The sequence below is a fragment of the Chloroflexota bacterium genome (genome assembly GCA_016219275.1).
GTDB lineage: Bacteria > Chloroflexota > Anaerolineae > UBA4142 > UBA4142 > JACRBM01.
Map to the genome: position 1 here is coordinate 15,895 of JACRBM010000052.1, position 14,511 is coordinate 30,405.

Here is a 14,511-nt window from a genome sequence, read left to right on the forward strand (position 1 = left end):
GCTATACTCTCGCGCGAAATTCTTAACGTTGTCCAAGTGGACGCAGGCTTGGAAAGGGGGTGACCACAGCCCAATTGATCAAATCCATCGCTTGGAGTAATCTTTGGCACTTGTGCGTTCAGTTTCCGTCCAAACATCCCCAAATCCCAAGGAGGATCCGATGAGCAATCCACTCGACCTTTTGCTAGGACTCGCTTCGCCTTTGCTACTCGCCGCGCCGAAAAAAGCCGCCGCGAAAAAAGCCGCGAAGAAACCAGCGAAAAAAGCCGCCGCGAAAAAAGCGGCGCCGAAGAAAAAAGTCGCGGCTAAAGCCAAAAAACCAGCCGCACCAGTCGCCGCCGTTGCGCCCGTTGCTCCCGCTGAACCTGCGCCGATGCCAGCCGCACCGGCTCCCGCGCCTGCTCCCGTCGCACCAGTCAAGCCGTGACCAAGTTGACCCGTTGCTTGTGGCAGGCGTTGCTCGTCGGCGCGACGCCGTTGGCATTGGCGGTCGTTAAGGGCAAAGCGCGAAAGAGCAAAAAGCCGGTAAAGGCAAAATCGCCCGCGCGTCGCGCAAAACCCGCGCGCCCTTCACGCAAACCCACACGCACAAAAACGCCGGCGCGACCCGTCAAAATCTCTGCCAAGCCACTGGCAAAGCGCGCACCCGTCGCGCCAGCAAAACCGACCGCGTCCAAACCAGCGCCGCCGGTAGTTACGCCATCGGCAAAAGACGAGTCGCTCCCCAAACCCATCGCGCCCAGTGGGCGCGCGATCTTGCTTTCGCCCGAGGGCGGCAAGTTTGCCGATAGCGTCAACCCGCGTTTCCGTTGGCTTTCCGTCGGCGGCGCGACGCGCTATCAAGTCGAGTGGAGCGACAAACCGGACTTGGAAGACAGTCACGCGATCACCTCGATCGCGACCGAAGCCTTTGTCCCGGTCGAAAAGCCGCTCGCCCTAGGCATTACCTACTTTTGGCGCGTGCGCGGCGGCAACGAAGGTGGTTGGGGACCGTGGTCGAGCACCGCTTCCTTCCGCGTCCTCGAATCCACCGAGTAAGCGTTTGCGCGCCGCCGCTCTTTGCGCGAGGCATTCATGTCGCGACATTGAATGCCTCGCGCTTTTTTTGCCCAAAAGAAATTCTTTACAAAAGATGCCAACTTGCCTATAATAGCGTCGCAAAAATTCCGGACCAAAATCAGAATCAGCGGAGGATGAACGAATGACGCGCATTCGTTGCCGCGATCGGCAATGCACTTTTAACAAGAGCGGATTGTGTACGGCGGACGAAATCGAATACGAGCCGGATGCCGGCTGTCTGACGATGGAACCACGCGAGGAGTCGGACGAAGAGGAACGCGATGAGTGGGAAGGCGCTGAAGGCGAAGACTGGGAAGAGGACGACGACTGGGAAGAAGACGAGGACGACTGGGAAGAAGACGAAGACGAAGAAGTCGAGCTTGAAGACGACGACTCGCCGCGCCCCGCCACCAAGAAAAAACCAGGACGCCGCTAGCATGAGCCAGCCGCGCGACGCGGGCATCGTAATCCGTCCGCTCAAAACCTGGGACGAATTCCTCGCCGCCGAAGAACTGCAACGCATCGTTTGGAAAATGTCGGATTGGCGCGATGCCGTGCCCGGCAATCTGTTGATCGCCGCGCAGAAAAACGGCGGACTCTCGCTTGGCGCGTTCGACGGCGACGCGCTCGTCGGGTTCACGTTCAGTTTTCTCGCGCGCGAAACCGCGCGCGGCATGAACCAGCTCAAACACCACTCGCACATGCTCGCCGTGTTGCCCGAGTACCAAGCGCGCAAGATCGGCGCGCGCCTCAAGTGGGCGCAACGCGAGCATGTCCTCGCCCAAGGCATTGACCTCATTACCTGGACGTACGATCCCCTGCTCGCGCTCAACGCGCGACTCAACCTCGTCCATCTCGGCGCGATTGCGTGCCAGTATCTACCGAACGCGTACGGCGAAATGACCGACGGCTTGAACGCCGGCTTGACCTCGGATCGTTTCCAAGTCGAATGGTGGCTCAACGCGCCGCGCGTGTGCGCGCGCCAAGACGCACCGCCGCCGCGCACCGATTGGCGCGACGCGCTCCACCACGCGCAACTGGTCTTTGATCTCGCGTTCGATGAAAACAACTTGCCGCGCATCGCGCACGTCAACGACTTGCGCGACGAGACCCTGCTCGTCGAAATCCCTGCCGACCTCGCCGCCGTGAAAGCGTTCGCGCTCGACCTCGCGCGCGAATGGCGCACACACACGCGCCAGGTTTTGCAAGATGCGTTTGCCGGCGACTGGGTCGCGACCGATTTTGTCACCAGCCGCGAAGGCGCACGCGCGGCGTATGTGCTTACCCGCGCCCACCGCGACCCGCAGGATTTGTGACCGCCCACGGGTCTGACGCGATTGACACCATCGCGACGCGCCCGTATAATCGTACCCACAGCATGCAGTCCTGACGCACGCGGGCGGACTCTTCGATAGGGCATTGGGCGACTGCCGCCGATGCCTTTTTTTGTTGACCTGTCCAAAACGAGAATCCGAAATGATTGCCGGTGATCCATCGCTTAAACAATTCGTGACGCTAACGCGTTGGCAACGCGTGATCGCGTTGGGCATTGGCGCGCTCGCCGCCGCCGCGCTCGCCGCGATCTTTGCGTTTCAACCTGCCGTCGAACCGCTCCATCTCGCCGCCGGTCAAGCCAGCCCGCAAACGATCCTCGCGCCGGACCGCCTCAGCTTTCCAAGCGAAATTCAAACGCGCGACGCGCACCTCAAGGCGCAAGCCCAGGTCAAAGATGTGTACGACGCGCCCGACGCGCGGCTGGCACGCGAACAAGTGCGCCTCGCCAGCCGGCTGTTCGATCACGTCGAATCCGTGCGCCTGGATTCGTACAACCCCTCCGATCGCAAGCTCGCGTGGATCGCGACCATCCCAGGTCTGGGCGTGCCATCGTCCATCGTCAGCCGCACCTTGATGCTCGACGATGCCGCGTATCGGCGCGTCGTCAACGAAACGCTCTACGTGCTCGATGTGACGATGCGCGAAGAAATTCGACCCGGCGACGTGCCGACCCAGACCGCCAAACTTGCTTCGCGCGTGAGTCTCGCATTGCCCACCGACCAAGCCGAGGCGGTGACGCAATGGGCAAAGAGCTTTATCATTCCGAATAGTTTCTACAACGCGCAAAAGACGGAAGAAGAACGCGCGCTCGCGCGCGCCCGCGTCGGCACGATCACGCGCACGCTCGAAAAAGGCGAAGCGATTGTGCGCCAAGGCGAAATCGTTACGCCGCTCGCGTTCGAGGCGATCTCCGAAACCGATTTGTTGAATACCACGACGACGCCGGCGGACTATCTCGGTCCCGCGGCGTTCGCGCTCATTCTCGTCGCGTTGCTTGCCATGTATCTCGCGCGTTTGCGTCCGGCAGTCATCAAACAAACGCGCGCGTTGTGGCTCATCGCGTTCTTGGTCGTGCTCTTTGCGCTCGTCGCGCGCATCGTCGCGCAAAATCCGACCTTGCTCTATCTCTACCCGGTCAGCGCCGCGGCGATGTTGTTAGCCGTCCTGGTGGATGCGCCCGTTGCGCTCGGCGCGGCATGGGCGCTCGCGTTGACCGTCGGTTTCTTTGCGCCCGAACCGTTTGCCGTCGCCGCGTACGCGCTCGCCGGCAGTACGATCGCCGCGCTCAGTCTGGGTCGCATCGAACGACTGCAAACGTTTTTGTGGAGCGGCGCGTACGTCGCGCTCACGAACGCCGCAGTGACTGCCGCGTTTCTCGTCATGGATCGCAATCTCAATTGGACGGAATGGAGCATCGCGTTGTTGTTCGCGCTCAGCAACGGCGCGCTGTCCGGTTTGTTCGCGCTCGGCAGTTTGTTTTTGCTGGGCAAACTCTTCGCCATCACGACGCCGCTCGAATTGATTGACCTGGCACGCCCCACGCATCCGTTGTTGCAAAAATTATTGATGCAAGCGCCTGGCACGTATCATCACAGTTTAATCGTGAGCCATCTCGCCGAGCAAGCCGCGCATCGCATCGGCGCGGACGCGTTGCTCGTGCGCGTCGGCGCGTACTATCACGATGTCGGCAAAACATTCGCGCCGCCCTCGTTCGTCGAGAATCAACTCGACGGCGTCAACATCCATACCACGCTCGAACCGCAAGCGAGCGCGTCGATGGTCATCAACCATGTGCAGAACGGCATCGCGCTCGCCAAAAAATACGGGTTGCCGGCGCGCATTCGCGATTTCATCCCGCAACATCACGGCACGACGCTAGCCGCCTATTTTTATCGCATGGCGCTTAAAGCGAACGGCGGCGCGACGATCAACGAGAACGATTATCGCTACCCCGGACCCAAACCGCAATCGCGCGAAGCCGCGATCTTGATGCTCGCCGACGGCGTCGAAGCGACTGCACGCGCGGAACGTCCGCACTCGGCGGAGCAAATTCGCGCGATCATTGACCGCATCGTCAACGAGCGTTTGCGCGATGGGCAACTCGATGAGAGCGACCTCACGCTGCGCGATATCGTTCAAGTCAAGGAAGCGTTCTTTGGCGTTTTGCAAGGATTGTTTCATCCGCGCGTCAAATATCCCGAACCCCCGCCGGAAAATATCGAGCAAACGCTGGATCGAGCATGACCAAGTAATTGGTAAATGATACATGGAAATTACGATTCGATTGCATCGGAAATTTTCATCGCGCGTGGATCGCGCACGCGTCAAGAAAATCGCGCGGAAAACGTTGCGCGCGGAAAAGGCGAATGCGGCATTGACGATCTACGTCACGACCAACGCCGAGATGCGCGCGCTCAATCGCGATTTCCACGCGACCGACGCGCCGACCGATGTCTTGTCGTTTCCGGCGGATGGGCGTTCTGTTGAACGTTCCTATATTGGCGACATCGCGATTTCGTACGATACCGCGCGCGTGCAGGCGCGCGACGCGGGCTGGCGCATCGCGGACGAACTCGATTTGCTCGCCGTGCACGGCATTCTGCATCTGCTCGGCTACGACGATCTGACGCCGCGCAAACGCGCGCGGATGTGGAAGCGCCAAAAAGCAATCCTGGGACGCGTGGCAGGCGATGAGTAACTCGATCACCATTCGAATCGCAACCTCCGCCGACAATGAGTTGCTCGCCGAAATCGGCGCGCAAACTTTTTACGCCACTTTCGCAGTGGACAATACGCCTGCCGATATGCAGGCGTATCTCGCCGCGTCATTCAGCCCGGACATTCAAGCCCGCGAGTTGGCAGACCCGCAATCCATTTTTCTGATTGCAGAAATTGATGGCGATACAGTGGGTTACGCGCAATTGCGCCAGAACCATATACCGTCCTGCGTCACCGGCGCGCGTCCGATTGAAATCGGACGACTCTACGCGCGGAAACAATGGCACGGGCGCGGCGTGGGCGCGGCGTTGATGCGCGCGTGTCTCGCGCACGCCACGCGACAAAATTCCGATACGCTCTGGCTCGACGTGTGGGAACACAATCCGCGCGCGATTGCGTTTTATCGCGCCTGGGGTTTTACCCAGGTCGGCACGCAGGCATTTCAACTCGGTGATGATCTGCAAAACGATTTCGTGATGCAAAGACCCGTCACCCCCACGGCTTTTCAAAAGTCGCTTGACTCACTTACAACCTAACCCCCTGCCCCCTTCCCTATAAGGGAAGGGGGCAGGGGGATGGGTCTGCAACTGACTTTTGAAAAACCGTGCCATCACCCCTAACTCGGACAAGCCGAAACCGAACAAGCCAATTTAGGACGCGGATTCACGCGGATTTTCGCGGATAAGAAAAATAATCCGCGTTCATCCGCGTTTATCCGCGTCCTAAGAATTCCTGTTTTTTGCTCAAGCAGTTCACTCGTAAAGCGCGATAAATCTTGCTCCACGGAGAACAACCATGAACTACAACGTCAACGAAATTCGTTCGCACTTTCCTTCGCTCCAATCGGGAGCGATTTTCTTCGACAACCCCGGCGGCACTCAGGTTCCGCAACCGGTGATTGACGCGGTGAGCGAGTACTACCAGACTGCGAACGCGAACACGCACGGCGCGTTTGCGACTTCGCAAAAGAGCGACGCGCTGCTCGCCGAGGCGCACGCCGCGCTCGCCGATTTTCTCAACGCGCATTCGCCAGACGAAATCGTGTTCGGCGCGAACATGACGACGCTCACGTTCAGCATTGCGCGCGCGCTCGGTCGCCTGCTCGACCCCGGCGACGAGATCATCATCACGCACCTCGATCACGACGCGGACATTTCGCCGTGGCTCGCACTCGAAGAACGCGGCGCGGTGATTCGCTGGGTGGACATTCACCCGGACGATTGCACGCTCGATATGAGCGAATTCGAAAAGCACCTCAGCACCAAAACAAAAATCGTCGCGGTCGGCGGCGCGTCGAATGCGGTCGGCACGATCAACGACTTGAGAACGATCATCCCGCTCGCGCACATGGCGGGCGCAATTGCGTTCGTGGATGCGGTGGCGTTTGCGCCGCACGCGCCGATTGACGTGCAGACGCTAGACTGCGATTTGCTCGCGTGTTCGGCGTATAAATTTTACGGACCGCACGTCGGTGTGTTGTACGGCAAGTACGATTTACTCGACGAACTGCAAGCGTACAAAGTTCGTCCCGCCGACAATCAACCACCGCACAAATTCGAGACCGGCACGTTGAATCACGAAGGCATTGCTGGGTCGCTCGCGGCGATCAACTATCTCGCGTCGGTCGGCGAAGAGTACGGCGGCGCGTTTACCGCGCAGTACAAATCATTCGCGGGACGACGATTACATCTCAAAACGGCGATGAGCGCGATCCGCGCGTACGAGATGGAGGTGTTCAAACGATTGATGCGCGGTCTGCGCGTATTGCCCGGCATTCAAATGTACGGCATCACCGATTTTGCGCGCTTTGATTATCGCACGCCGACGGTCGCGTTCACGCTCGACGGGCGCACGCCGCGCGAGATTGCCGAAATCCTGGGTCGGGAAAACATTTGCGTGTGGGACGGCAACTATTACGCGCTCGCGTTGATGGAGCGCCTGGGGCTTGAAGAACGCGGCGGCGCGGTGCGTGTGGGTCTGGGGCAATACAACACGGTGGAAGAAGTGGACACGTTTTTGGATGTGATGAGGAAAATGTGCGCCGCCAAATAATCCTCCTGATATTCGGCTTGCTCCTAGCCGCATGTAGTACACCTGATCCAATCAGCGATGCTGATGCCAAGTGGCAATCGAAGAAAACCACCAGCTATCGGATTGAGGTCCGCGAAGCAAGCTTTTGGCACATCCAAACAAATATCATCACAGTCAAGAATGACCAGGTCGTCAATCAAGCCGCAAGTTGCGACAAGGCGATTTTGGAAACGACGAAATGCCAGGTGCGTCCGATTCAGGCGAGCGAGTACACCGTGCTTGGCATGTTTGCGCGCGCGAAAAAGTACATGCAGGGCGACTCCGCGCCGTTCACCAAAATCACATACGACGAGACCTGGGGCTTTCCCAGTTTGATCGTCTACAACAACACCAGGGTCACCGATTCCGGCGTGTCGTATCAGGTGCTCAAATTCGAGACACTCCCGTGATAGTGCCGCGCCACGCTTGACCGATTCGTACTTTCGTTTTAGACTAGAGCCGCCGAAGAAATTCGCATGGCATTGTTTCGGTGGAACATGTCGCACGGGCGGCGCGCCTGTCGGCTAGCGCGCGAGCCGCTCGCGCAACAGTTTTTCCTTTCAGGGAGGTTCCTGATGGTACTTGCGATGAAAAAGTTGTTCACACCCGAAGAATATCTGGCGATGGAAGAGGTCGCCGATTACAAGAGCGAATATTTCCAGGGTGAAATCTTCGCGATGTCGGGCGGCTCGGCTGATCACAGCACAATCACCAGCAATTGCATTACTGGGTTGAACCTTGCCCTCAAGGCGAAACCGTGTCGCGTTTTTGAGAGCAACATGCGCTTGCTCGTCAGGCGACACGGACTGTACACGTACCCGGACGTGATGGTTGTGTGCGGCAAAGTGGAATTCGTCCCTGGGCGCAATGACACGCTCACCAATCCTGTCATCATTGTCGAAGTGCTATCGCCCTCCACGCGCGAGTACGATCGCGTAAAAAAATTCGCGCTCTACAAACCGCTCGATTCGTTGCGCGAGTATTTGCTCGTGGATTCGGAACAGATTCACGTGACGCACTTGCGCCGCGCTGATCCAGGATCAGCGTGGACAATCGAGATGTACGACGATCTCCAATCCATTCTGCATCTCGATTCGGTCGGATGCGATCTCGCGCTCGCGCAAATCTTCGACAAGGTTGAGTTTGAAACACAATAGAGACCTGGACAGTCTCGGATCAGTTGACCATCCGCGCATTCTCCTGTAGAATTGAAATAATACTGAACTCGAGAGATTTTATGGTCCAAGTCAAGAACGGCACTTTGAGAATTTCGTACGACAAAACCGCCGATGTTCTTTACCTTGCCTTTGGCAAACCCAAAGAGGGAATTGACGAGGAGGTCAGCGAAGGTGTTTTCGTCCGGCTGGATGAACGCACCCACCGCGCGATTGGCGTTACCATTGTTGATTTCGAAAAACGTTTTTCCCGCCCGGTCTCAAAAAGTGTGCCGATTGATCTCGCGCGCTTTTTGGCGCCTGCGTAATTTTTAATCGCACCTCGGAAAACGCCCCGCGTGCCGGGGTGTTTTCATTTGATCCTCCTTCCCGTCACTCAAGGAGCGCACATGTCCGACCCAGTTACCTTCAGCATTGCTGGAACTGCCACCGCCGCGATTGGCAAGACCGGCATCGTGGACACGATTCGCGATGCCGCCGTAGATTTTCTCGTCGAGCAAGCCAAATCGCTCGGCAAAGAAGAATTCACGAATCGCATCAAGGGCTTGCGTTCCGATGGCAAACTGCGCGCGCAGATTCAAGCCGCCACAGAACGCGCAGTCAAACGCTGGGCGGACGATTACCACGACCGCGACCTCACGCTTGCGCTTGCGCGAGACACGCAGTTTGTTTATCTCCAGCCAGACCCGAAGGGTTTTTAGAAACCCTTCGGGTCTTGATCGTCGGGGTGTGCGTCAAGTTTTTGGGTGGTGAAAAAACCGTGCGAAGGTTGAACGGCAATTATATTTGATATGTCATCAAAACCTTCGCAAGGTTGAGTGTTCCAAAATTTTGACGGACACCCTGATCGTCACGGCTTTTCAAAAGCCGCTTGACTCACTTGCCAACCTAACCCCCAACCCCCATCCCTATAAGAGAAGAGGGCAGGGGGATGGGTCTGCAAATGACTTTTGAAAAACCGTGCCTGATCGTCGCACCTGTTTGACTCCCCTCGCCAATAATGTTACACTGCGCCGAAATCATTTTTTGGAGGAACCTCAATGTCGAAACCCAAAGTATTCGTCAGCCGCCTCATTCCTGAAGAAGGGCTGGCAATGATGCGCGACCTGACCGAGATGACCGTGTGGGAAGGCGAACTGCCGCCGCCGCGCGAGGTGATGTTGCATCAAGCGCGCGAGTCGGATGGACTCGTCACTCTGCTCACCGATAAAGTGGACAGCGAGTTGATGGACGTGAATCCGCACCTCAAAGTCATTTCCAATTACGCGGTCGGCTTTGACAACATCAACATTCCCGCCGCCACCGAACGCGGCATTCCCATCGGCAACACACCCGGCGTCCTCACCGATACGACCGCCGATCTCGCGTTCACGTTGTTGATGGCAGTCGCGCGGCGCATTCAAGAGAGCATTGATTACGTGCGCGCGGGCAAATGGAAAACCTGGGGACCGAAATTATTGACGGGCGTGGATATTCACGGCGCGACACTTGGCATCGTTGGCTTTGGGCGGATTGGGCAAGGCATGGCGAAACGCGCGAGCGGCTTTGGAATGCGCGTGCTGTACTACGATGTCTATCGCCGCGAGGACTTGGAAAAATCAATGGGCGTGACGTTCGCCGATCTCGACACGTTGTATCGCGAATCCGATTTCGTTTCCGTGCACACCGATCTCAACGATACGACGCGGCACATGCTCAACGCAAGCGCGTTCGCGAAAATGAAAAAAACCGCGATCGTCATCAACACCGCGCGCGGTCCGATCATTGATCCGAACGATTTGTACGATGCACTCAAGAACGGCGTCATCGGTGGCGCGGGTCTCGACGTGACCGAACCCGAACCGCTCCCGATTGAGAGTCCGTTGTACTCGTTGCCGAATTGTCTCATCGTTCCGCACATCGCGAGCGCATCCGTCGCGACGCGCGCAAAGATGGCGCAGATGGCGGCGGCGAATCTCATCGCCGGTCTGCGCGGCGACAAACTGCCGACGTGCGTGAATCCGCAGGTGTACGAACGGGGAATTAGAAAGTAATTATTTCCCACGAAGGACACGAAGAAACACGAAGGTTTTATTTTTTCCTCTGCGCTCTCCGTGTGCTCTGTGGTAAGAACAATATGAGTAGCAACAGCCAAACCAGAAAGTGAGCCGACTATGGCACGTGTGATGGTACACAACCAAGAAATCGAATTGACCATCGCCCAAATCATCGAAGCGATTCGTCAACTCAAACCAGAAGAACAAAGCATCATTCGCCGCGCGTTGAATGATCGCGCGTGGTCTGAACGAACGGATGATTTGCTGACGCGCGTATGGGCGAAAGTTCAAGACACTCCAATCACCGAGGACGAAATCAATGCAGAAGTTGAAGCGGTTCGGCAGACGCTCCACACCGCGAGTCGTCATTGACACTAACTTGTTCGTGCGCGGCTTGATGAATGGTCCGGTGACGCGTCCCTTAATCGAAGCATGGAAACAAAAACGATTCACGCTCGTCACTTCGGAAGCGTTGTTGACTGAAATCGTCACCGTGCTCGCCCGCCCCAAATTCCGGCGCTACTTTGCGCTTGCCGATGTGACCGAATTAGTGCAACTCATTGTCGAGCAAGGCGAAATCGTCGAGCCGACAGTCCGGCTCCAACTCTGTCGCGATCCCAAAGACAATGTTTTTCTCGACATCGCCGTAACCGGACATTGCAACTTTCTCGTGACGGGGGACGATGACCTCAAAGGTGATGACGCGCTGAAATCAAAAATGCAAAACACCTACGGCGTTTCAATCCTCAGCGCACCTGAATTCATCCGCGCACTCGATGCACCCCAAGGGTGCTTGCCTTTTTGAAAACCAACTATGAATCGCCTCTGGACACCCTGGCGAATGGCGTATCTCAAACCGCCGAAAGAAACCAAGATGAGCGGCTGTATTTTTTGCGACAAGTTCAACGCCGACCGCGCGTGTGATCGCGATAATCTTTTGCTCGTGCGCGGACAACGCGCCGCGCTCGTGATGAACTTGTATCCGTACACGAACGGGCACTTGATGGTCGCGCCGTACACGCACACGGGCGAACTCGAATCGCTCGACGGCGAGACATTGAAAGAAATGATGTTGCTCGTGAGTCGCGGCATTCGCGCCTTGCGCCAGTACGCCAATCCGCACGGCTTTAACGTCGGCGCAAACCTGGGTCGCGTCGCCGGCGCGGGCGTCGAAGATCACGTTCACCTGCACATCGTCCCGCGCTGGAGCGGCGACACGAACTTTATGCCTGTGCTCGCGGACACGCGGATGATTCCGGAATTACTCCCTGACACCTACGACCGTTTGCTTAACGCATTGCTGGCTGATGAAAAAGAAGCGGGCTAGTCCCGCTTTTTTGTTGTGATATGGCGACCACAGATTACACAGATTACACAGGATTTTTTGAGACTGTAGCACGCTTCCGACATTTTTTGATTCACCACAGAGGCACAGAGCGCGCAGAGTTTTTTTATTTTTCTGTGCCCTCTGTGTTTCTGTGGTGAAAATCAAATGCTTTTCGGCAGCCATGCTACAGTGGCGATTTTTTCTGTGTAATCCGTGAAATCCGTGGTTCATCATCTTTCGACGTGTAGAATCAGAATTGAAATGAGAAAATCATCCTGGGATCGCGCACTCGATCTAATCAAACCCGGCGAGAGCATCGAAGATCAAAACCGCTGGCATCTCTACGGCGAAATCGCGTGGTACGGCGTTCTGTTTGGAATGATTCAAGCGTTCCTGCCGGTGTTCGTTCTCCGCTTGGGCGGCAGCGATGTGCACGTTGGATTGGTCACCGCGTTGCCTGCGCTCATCATCGCCGTGTTTTCAATGCCAGGCAGTTTGCTCGTCGAACGCGAGCGCAAGCCATTGTCGGCGTTGATTTTCAGCGCGTTGATCCAACGCAGCGGTTACCTCGCGATTGCGCTCGTCCCCTTTTTTTTCGTGACGCACCGCGCGGACCTTGTCATCGTACTCATCGGCTTGTTGAGTATTCCACTCGCCATCGCCGCGATCGGTTTCACCGCGATGTTCGCGCGCGCGGTGAAACCGGAGCGACGCGCCCACGTCGTCAGTATTCGCAACGTCTGGCTTGGCGTCTCAAGCACCGCAGTCGCGTTGCTCGGGGGACGCTTCCTCGACTGGGTTGTGTTTCCGCTCAACTTTCAAATTCTCTTCGCGATCGGTTTTCTCGCCGGCATGGTGGGCTTGTACCATCTGGCGCGTTTACATGTGCCGAATGAACCGTCCGTTGCGCCCACGCGCACGCGCTTGTCGTGGCGCGCGACGCTGACGATGGTGACCACGCAGCGCGCGTTCGCGCGCTATGCGATCACGCTCTTTATCTATCACTGGGGCTTGTTCTTCGCCGCGCCGCTCTTTACGATTTACTGGGTGCGTAACCTGGGCGCGAGCGATGGTTGGATCGGCATCATCAACATGGTCACGAACGCGACCACGATCATTGCGTTCCCGTTGTGGGGACGGGCGGCGACGCGCCAGGGCAATCGCCGCGTGTTGATTTTGACGAGCGCGGCGCTCGCGAGCATTCCGATCGTGACCGCGTTCGCGCCGTCGCTCGAAACGTTATTGTTCGTCGCGTTCTTGGGCGGCGTGATCGCGCCGGGCTTTTCGCTCGCGTTCTTTAACGGTCTGCTCGAAGCGTGTCCCGAACAACATCGCGCGACGTACGTCGGCGCGTTCAACGCGCTCATCAATGTCGCCGCGTTCCTCGCGCCGATTCTGTCGTCCTCGCTCACCGTGCTGTTCAGCGTACCGCTGTTGCTCGTCGTCGCCGGCGCAATGCGCTTGACCGGCGCGATATTGATCTGGCGCGGACGCGCGCTCGCGCCGTAAAAAATAATCGGGACGATACCTACATCGTCCCGACCACACAATCATTTTTTCGCACTTGTTTTATTCGCCGGTTTCTTGACTGCTTTCTTTACCGGTTTTTTCGCCAGCTTGGTCGCGATCGCTTTGATCGGCACGAACACCTCGGCGCGCAATACCTCGCCCGGCATACTCAGGTACACTTCGAGCGGCGCGCCATCATCGCGATACCCTTGCGCGCGCAACCAATCGTACACCTCGTTGTACGCCGCCGTAATGTTCGCCTCGCCTTGGTACACAATTGTCGCGGCGCTGAACTTTATAATATCCTTCACCTGCACATCGCCCGACGCTTGCGCGTCCGCCGAAACCGGCACGCACAATTCGCTCCGCAATTTCTCGACCGGCACCTTGGCGGGATCGTCGTAGTAAATCCCGAACGACGCGCCAGCCGGTAAAAGTTGATGTTCGCCCAGCCACGCGAACAACCTAGCAAACCCGCGCGGGATCGCTTCGTTGAACGGACCAACTTCGGTCACGTACGCCACACGCGTCTTGGGAAATTCCTTGATCTCTGGCATCGCTCCCTCCTCTAAAATTTTAGATTTTGGATTTTCGATTTTCCTTACCCATCACTCGAATCGTCTTTGGTCTCCGCGCCGATCAAGCGATCCACGAGCGTACTGCCCACGCCCGCGCACACATCGGTCGGCAAATAGTGAATGATCGAAGCGTCGAACAACACATTCGCCGATGCCGGAAAATCTTCGTCGCCGGCATAGTACACCGCGGCGACGCGCACACGCGGCAATGCGGTGAACGCGAATGCCGCATCGCCGAGTTGTAATTTTTCGCCGCCCAGTTGCTTCGCCGCGCGCTCGAACACACTGATGCGATTGTCAATCGCTTTGGCAAGCCGGTCGCCGCTGTACCCTTGGTACGCCTGATGATAAAACATCCCGCTGGGCAAATCGCGGAACGCCACCCACTTGCCTTCAAGCGGCGAACCGTCCGCGTTCAACAAATAGTACAGAAACATCGCGGTGCGATTCAAACCGCACACAAACCTGTCGGCTTCGCGGCGAACTTCCAAGTCGGGAAACGCAATCGTGTATGCCTCGCGAAAGAACGCCATCCGTAATCCGCCATCTGCTAATTCCCCGCCCGTCCGCACAGCGTACTCGCGCGGATCGCCGCCGCGTAATTTCTCGCGCATCGCCTCCACCTGGGCGATCATTTTTTCGCGCATCGGTGTTGTCACAAATTACTCCTCAACATTTGATTTTCGATCTACGCAATACGCAAT

At 57.3% G+C, this 14,511-nt stretch carries 19 protein-coding genes; 17 read left to right on the top strand and 2 right to left on the bottom strand.

Annotated features, from left to right (window positions below; all coding sequences use genetic code 11):
* Positions 1–160 precede the first annotated feature (160 nt).
* From HY868_13170 to HY868_13250, 17 genes are all read left to right on the top strand, one after another.
* Positions 161–427 (top strand): hypothetical protein, encoded by a 267-nt coding sequence (locus tag HY868_13170; protein ID MBI5303079.1) that lies wholly within the window; start codon positions 161–163, stop codon positions 425–427.
* Positions 424–1,038, top strand: coding sequence for a hypothetical protein (locus HY868_13175; protein ID MBI5303080.1), 615 nt, complete (start codon positions 424–426; stop codon positions 1,036–1,038). The genes HY868_13170 and HY868_13175 overlap by 4 nt, the downstream gene beginning before the upstream one ends.
* 163 nt (positions 1,039–1,201) lie before the next feature.
* Positions 1,202–1,495 (top strand): hypothetical protein, encoded by a 294-nt coding sequence (locus tag HY868_13180; GenBank protein ID MBI5303081.1) that lies wholly within the window; start codon positions 1,202–1,204, stop codon positions 1,493–1,495.
* A 1-nt stretch (position 1,496) separates the two neighbouring features.
* Complete coding sequence (locus tag HY868_13185; GenBank protein ID MBI5303082.1) at positions 1,497–2,375, top strand: hypothetical protein; 879 nt, start codon at positions 1,497–1,499, stop codon at positions 2,373–2,375.
* Positions 2,376–2,535: 160 nt separating this feature from the next.
* The gene (locus HY868_13190) at positions 2,536–4,638 is read left to right on the top strand and encodes an HDIG domain-containing protein (GenBank protein ID MBI5303083.1); all 2,103 of its coding nucleotides are present in this window, start codon (positions 2,536–2,538) and stop codon (positions 4,636–4,638) included.
* A 22-nt stretch (positions 4,639–4,660) separates the two neighbouring features.
* Entirely contained in the window at positions 4,661–5,092 is a 432-nt protein-coding gene (ybeY, locus tag HY868_13195) for an rRNA maturation RNase YbeY (protein ID MBI5303084.1), read from the top strand.
* On the top strand, positions 5,085–5,648 hold the full coding sequence (locus tag HY868_13200) for a GNAT family N-acetyltransferase (GenBank protein MBI5303085.1): 564 nt from the start codon (positions 5,085–5,087) through the stop codon (positions 5,646–5,648). The genes ybeY and HY868_13200 overlap by 8 nt, the downstream gene beginning before the upstream one ends.
* Before the next feature lie 259 nt (positions 5,649–5,907).
* Positions 5,908–7,164, top strand: a complete 1,257-nt coding sequence (locus HY868_13205) for a cysteine desulfurase-like protein (protein ID MBI5303086.1) — start codon at positions 5,908–5,910, stop codon at positions 7,162–7,164.
* Entirely contained in the window at positions 7,149–7,592 is a 444-nt protein-coding gene (locus tag HY868_13210) for a hypothetical protein (GenBank protein ID MBI5303087.1), read from the top strand. Before HY868_13205 ends, HY868_13210 begins: the two co-directional genes overlap by 16 nt.
* 165 nt (positions 7,593–7,757) lie before the next feature.
* Positions 7,758–8,339, top strand: coding sequence for a Uma2 family endonuclease (locus tag HY868_13215; GenBank protein MBI5303088.1), 582 nt, complete (start codon positions 7,758–7,760; stop codon positions 8,337–8,339).
* A 23-nt stretch (positions 8,340–8,362) separates the two neighbouring features.
* Entirely contained in the window at positions 8,363–8,665 is a 303-nt protein-coding gene (locus HY868_13220) for a DUF2283 domain-containing protein (GenBank protein ID MBI5303089.1), read from the top strand.
* Between the two features lie 81 nt (positions 8,666–8,746).
* On the top strand, positions 8,747–9,058 hold the full coding sequence (locus HY868_13225) for a hypothetical protein (protein ID MBI5303090.1): 312 nt from the start codon (positions 8,747–8,749) through the stop codon (positions 9,056–9,058).
* A gap of 339 nt (positions 9,059–9,397) precedes the next feature.
* Entirely contained in the window at positions 9,398–10,390 is a 993-nt protein-coding gene (locus HY868_13230) for a D-glycerate dehydrogenase (GenBank protein MBI5303091.1), read from the top strand.
* Between the two features lie 120 nt (positions 10,391–10,510).
* Positions 10,511–10,765, top strand: coding sequence for a hypothetical protein (locus HY868_13235; GenBank protein ID MBI5303092.1), 255 nt, complete (start codon positions 10,511–10,513; stop codon positions 10,763–10,765).
* Positions 10,713–11,198 (top strand): putative toxin-antitoxin system toxin component, PIN family, encoded by a 486-nt coding sequence (locus HY868_13240; GenBank protein ID MBI5303093.1) that lies wholly within the window; start codon positions 10,713–10,715, stop codon positions 11,196–11,198. Before HY868_13235 ends, HY868_13240 begins: the two co-directional genes overlap by 53 nt.
* 9 nt (positions 11,199–11,207) lie before the next feature.
* Positions 11,208–11,720, top strand: coding sequence for an HIT domain-containing protein (locus tag HY868_13245; protein ID MBI5303094.1), 513 nt, complete (start codon positions 11,208–11,210; stop codon positions 11,718–11,720).
* A 261-nt stretch (positions 11,721–11,981) separates the two neighbouring features.
* Positions 11,982–13,229: an MFS transporter gene (locus HY868_13250; GenBank protein MBI5303095.1), complete on the top strand. Its 1,248-nt coding sequence runs from the start codon at positions 11,982–11,984 to the stop codon at positions 13,227–13,229.
* Between the two features lie 41 nt (positions 13,230–13,270).
* Here HY868_13250 and HY868_13255 read toward each other — a convergent pair whose 3' ends face one another.
* A complete protein-coding gene (locus HY868_13255; GenBank protein MBI5303096.1) occupies positions 13,271–13,786 on the bottom strand; it encodes a GyrI-like domain-containing protein in 516 nt (171 codons plus the stop codon).
* Between the two features lie 44 nt (positions 13,787–13,830).
* On the bottom strand, positions 13,831–14,466 hold the full coding sequence (locus tag HY868_13260; protein MBI5303097.1) for a DUF3786 domain-containing protein: 636 nt from the start codon (positions 14,464–14,466) through the stop codon (positions 13,831–13,833).
* Between the last annotated feature and the right edge of the window lie 45 nt (positions 14,467–14,511).

Coding starts and splice junctions, on each gene's coding strand:
- HY868_13170 (MBI5303079.1), top strand. CDS start 161: ATGAGCAATCCACTCGACCTTTTGCTAGGACTCGCTTCGCCTTTGCTA.
- HY868_13180 (MBI5303081.1), top strand. CDS start 1,202: ATGACGCGCATTCGTTGCCGCGATCGGCAATGCACTTTTAACAAGAGC.
- HY868_13185 (MBI5303082.1), top strand. CDS start 1,497: ATGAGCCAGCCGCGCGACGCGGGCATCGTAATCCGTCCGCTCAAAACC.
- HY868_13190 (MBI5303083.1), top strand. CDS start 2,536: ATGATTGCCGGTGATCCATCGCTTAAACAATTCGTGACGCTAACGCGT.
- ybeY (MBI5303084.1), top strand. CDS start 4,661: ATGGAAATTACGATTCGATTGCATCGGAAATTTTCATCGCGCGTGGAT.
- HY868_13200 (MBI5303085.1), top strand. CDS start 5,085: ATGAGTAACTCGATCACCATTCGAATCGCAACCTCCGCCGACAATGAG.
- HY868_13205 (MBI5303086.1), top strand. CDS start 5,908: ATGAACTACAACGTCAACGAAATTCGTTCGCACTTTCCTTCGCTCCAA.
- HY868_13215 (MBI5303088.1), top strand. CDS start 7,758: ATGGTACTTGCGATGAAAAAGTTGTTCACACCCGAAGAATATCTGGCG.
- HY868_13225 (MBI5303090.1), top strand. CDS start 8,747: ATGTCCGACCCAGTTACCTTCAGCATTGCTGGAACTGCCACCGCCGCG.
- HY868_13230 (MBI5303091.1), top strand. CDS start 9,398: ATGTCGAAACCCAAAGTATTCGTCAGCCGCCTCATTCCTGAAGAAGGG.
- HY868_13235 (MBI5303092.1), top strand. CDS start 10,511: ATGGCACGTGTGATGGTACACAACCAAGAAATCGAATTGACCATCGCC.
- HY868_13240 (MBI5303093.1), top strand. CDS start 10,713: ATGCAGAAGTTGAAGCGGTTCGGCAGACGCTCCACACCGCGAGTCGTC.
- HY868_13245 (MBI5303094.1), top strand. CDS start 11,208: ATGAATCGCCTCTGGACACCCTGGCGAATGGCGTATCTCAAACCGCCG.
- HY868_13250 (MBI5303095.1), top strand. CDS start 11,982: ATGAGAAAATCATCCTGGGATCGCGCACTCGATCTAATCAAACCCGGC.
- HY868_13255 (MBI5303096.1), bottom strand. CDS start 13,786: ATGCCAGAGATCAAGGAATTTCCCAAGACGCGTGTGGCGTACGTGACC.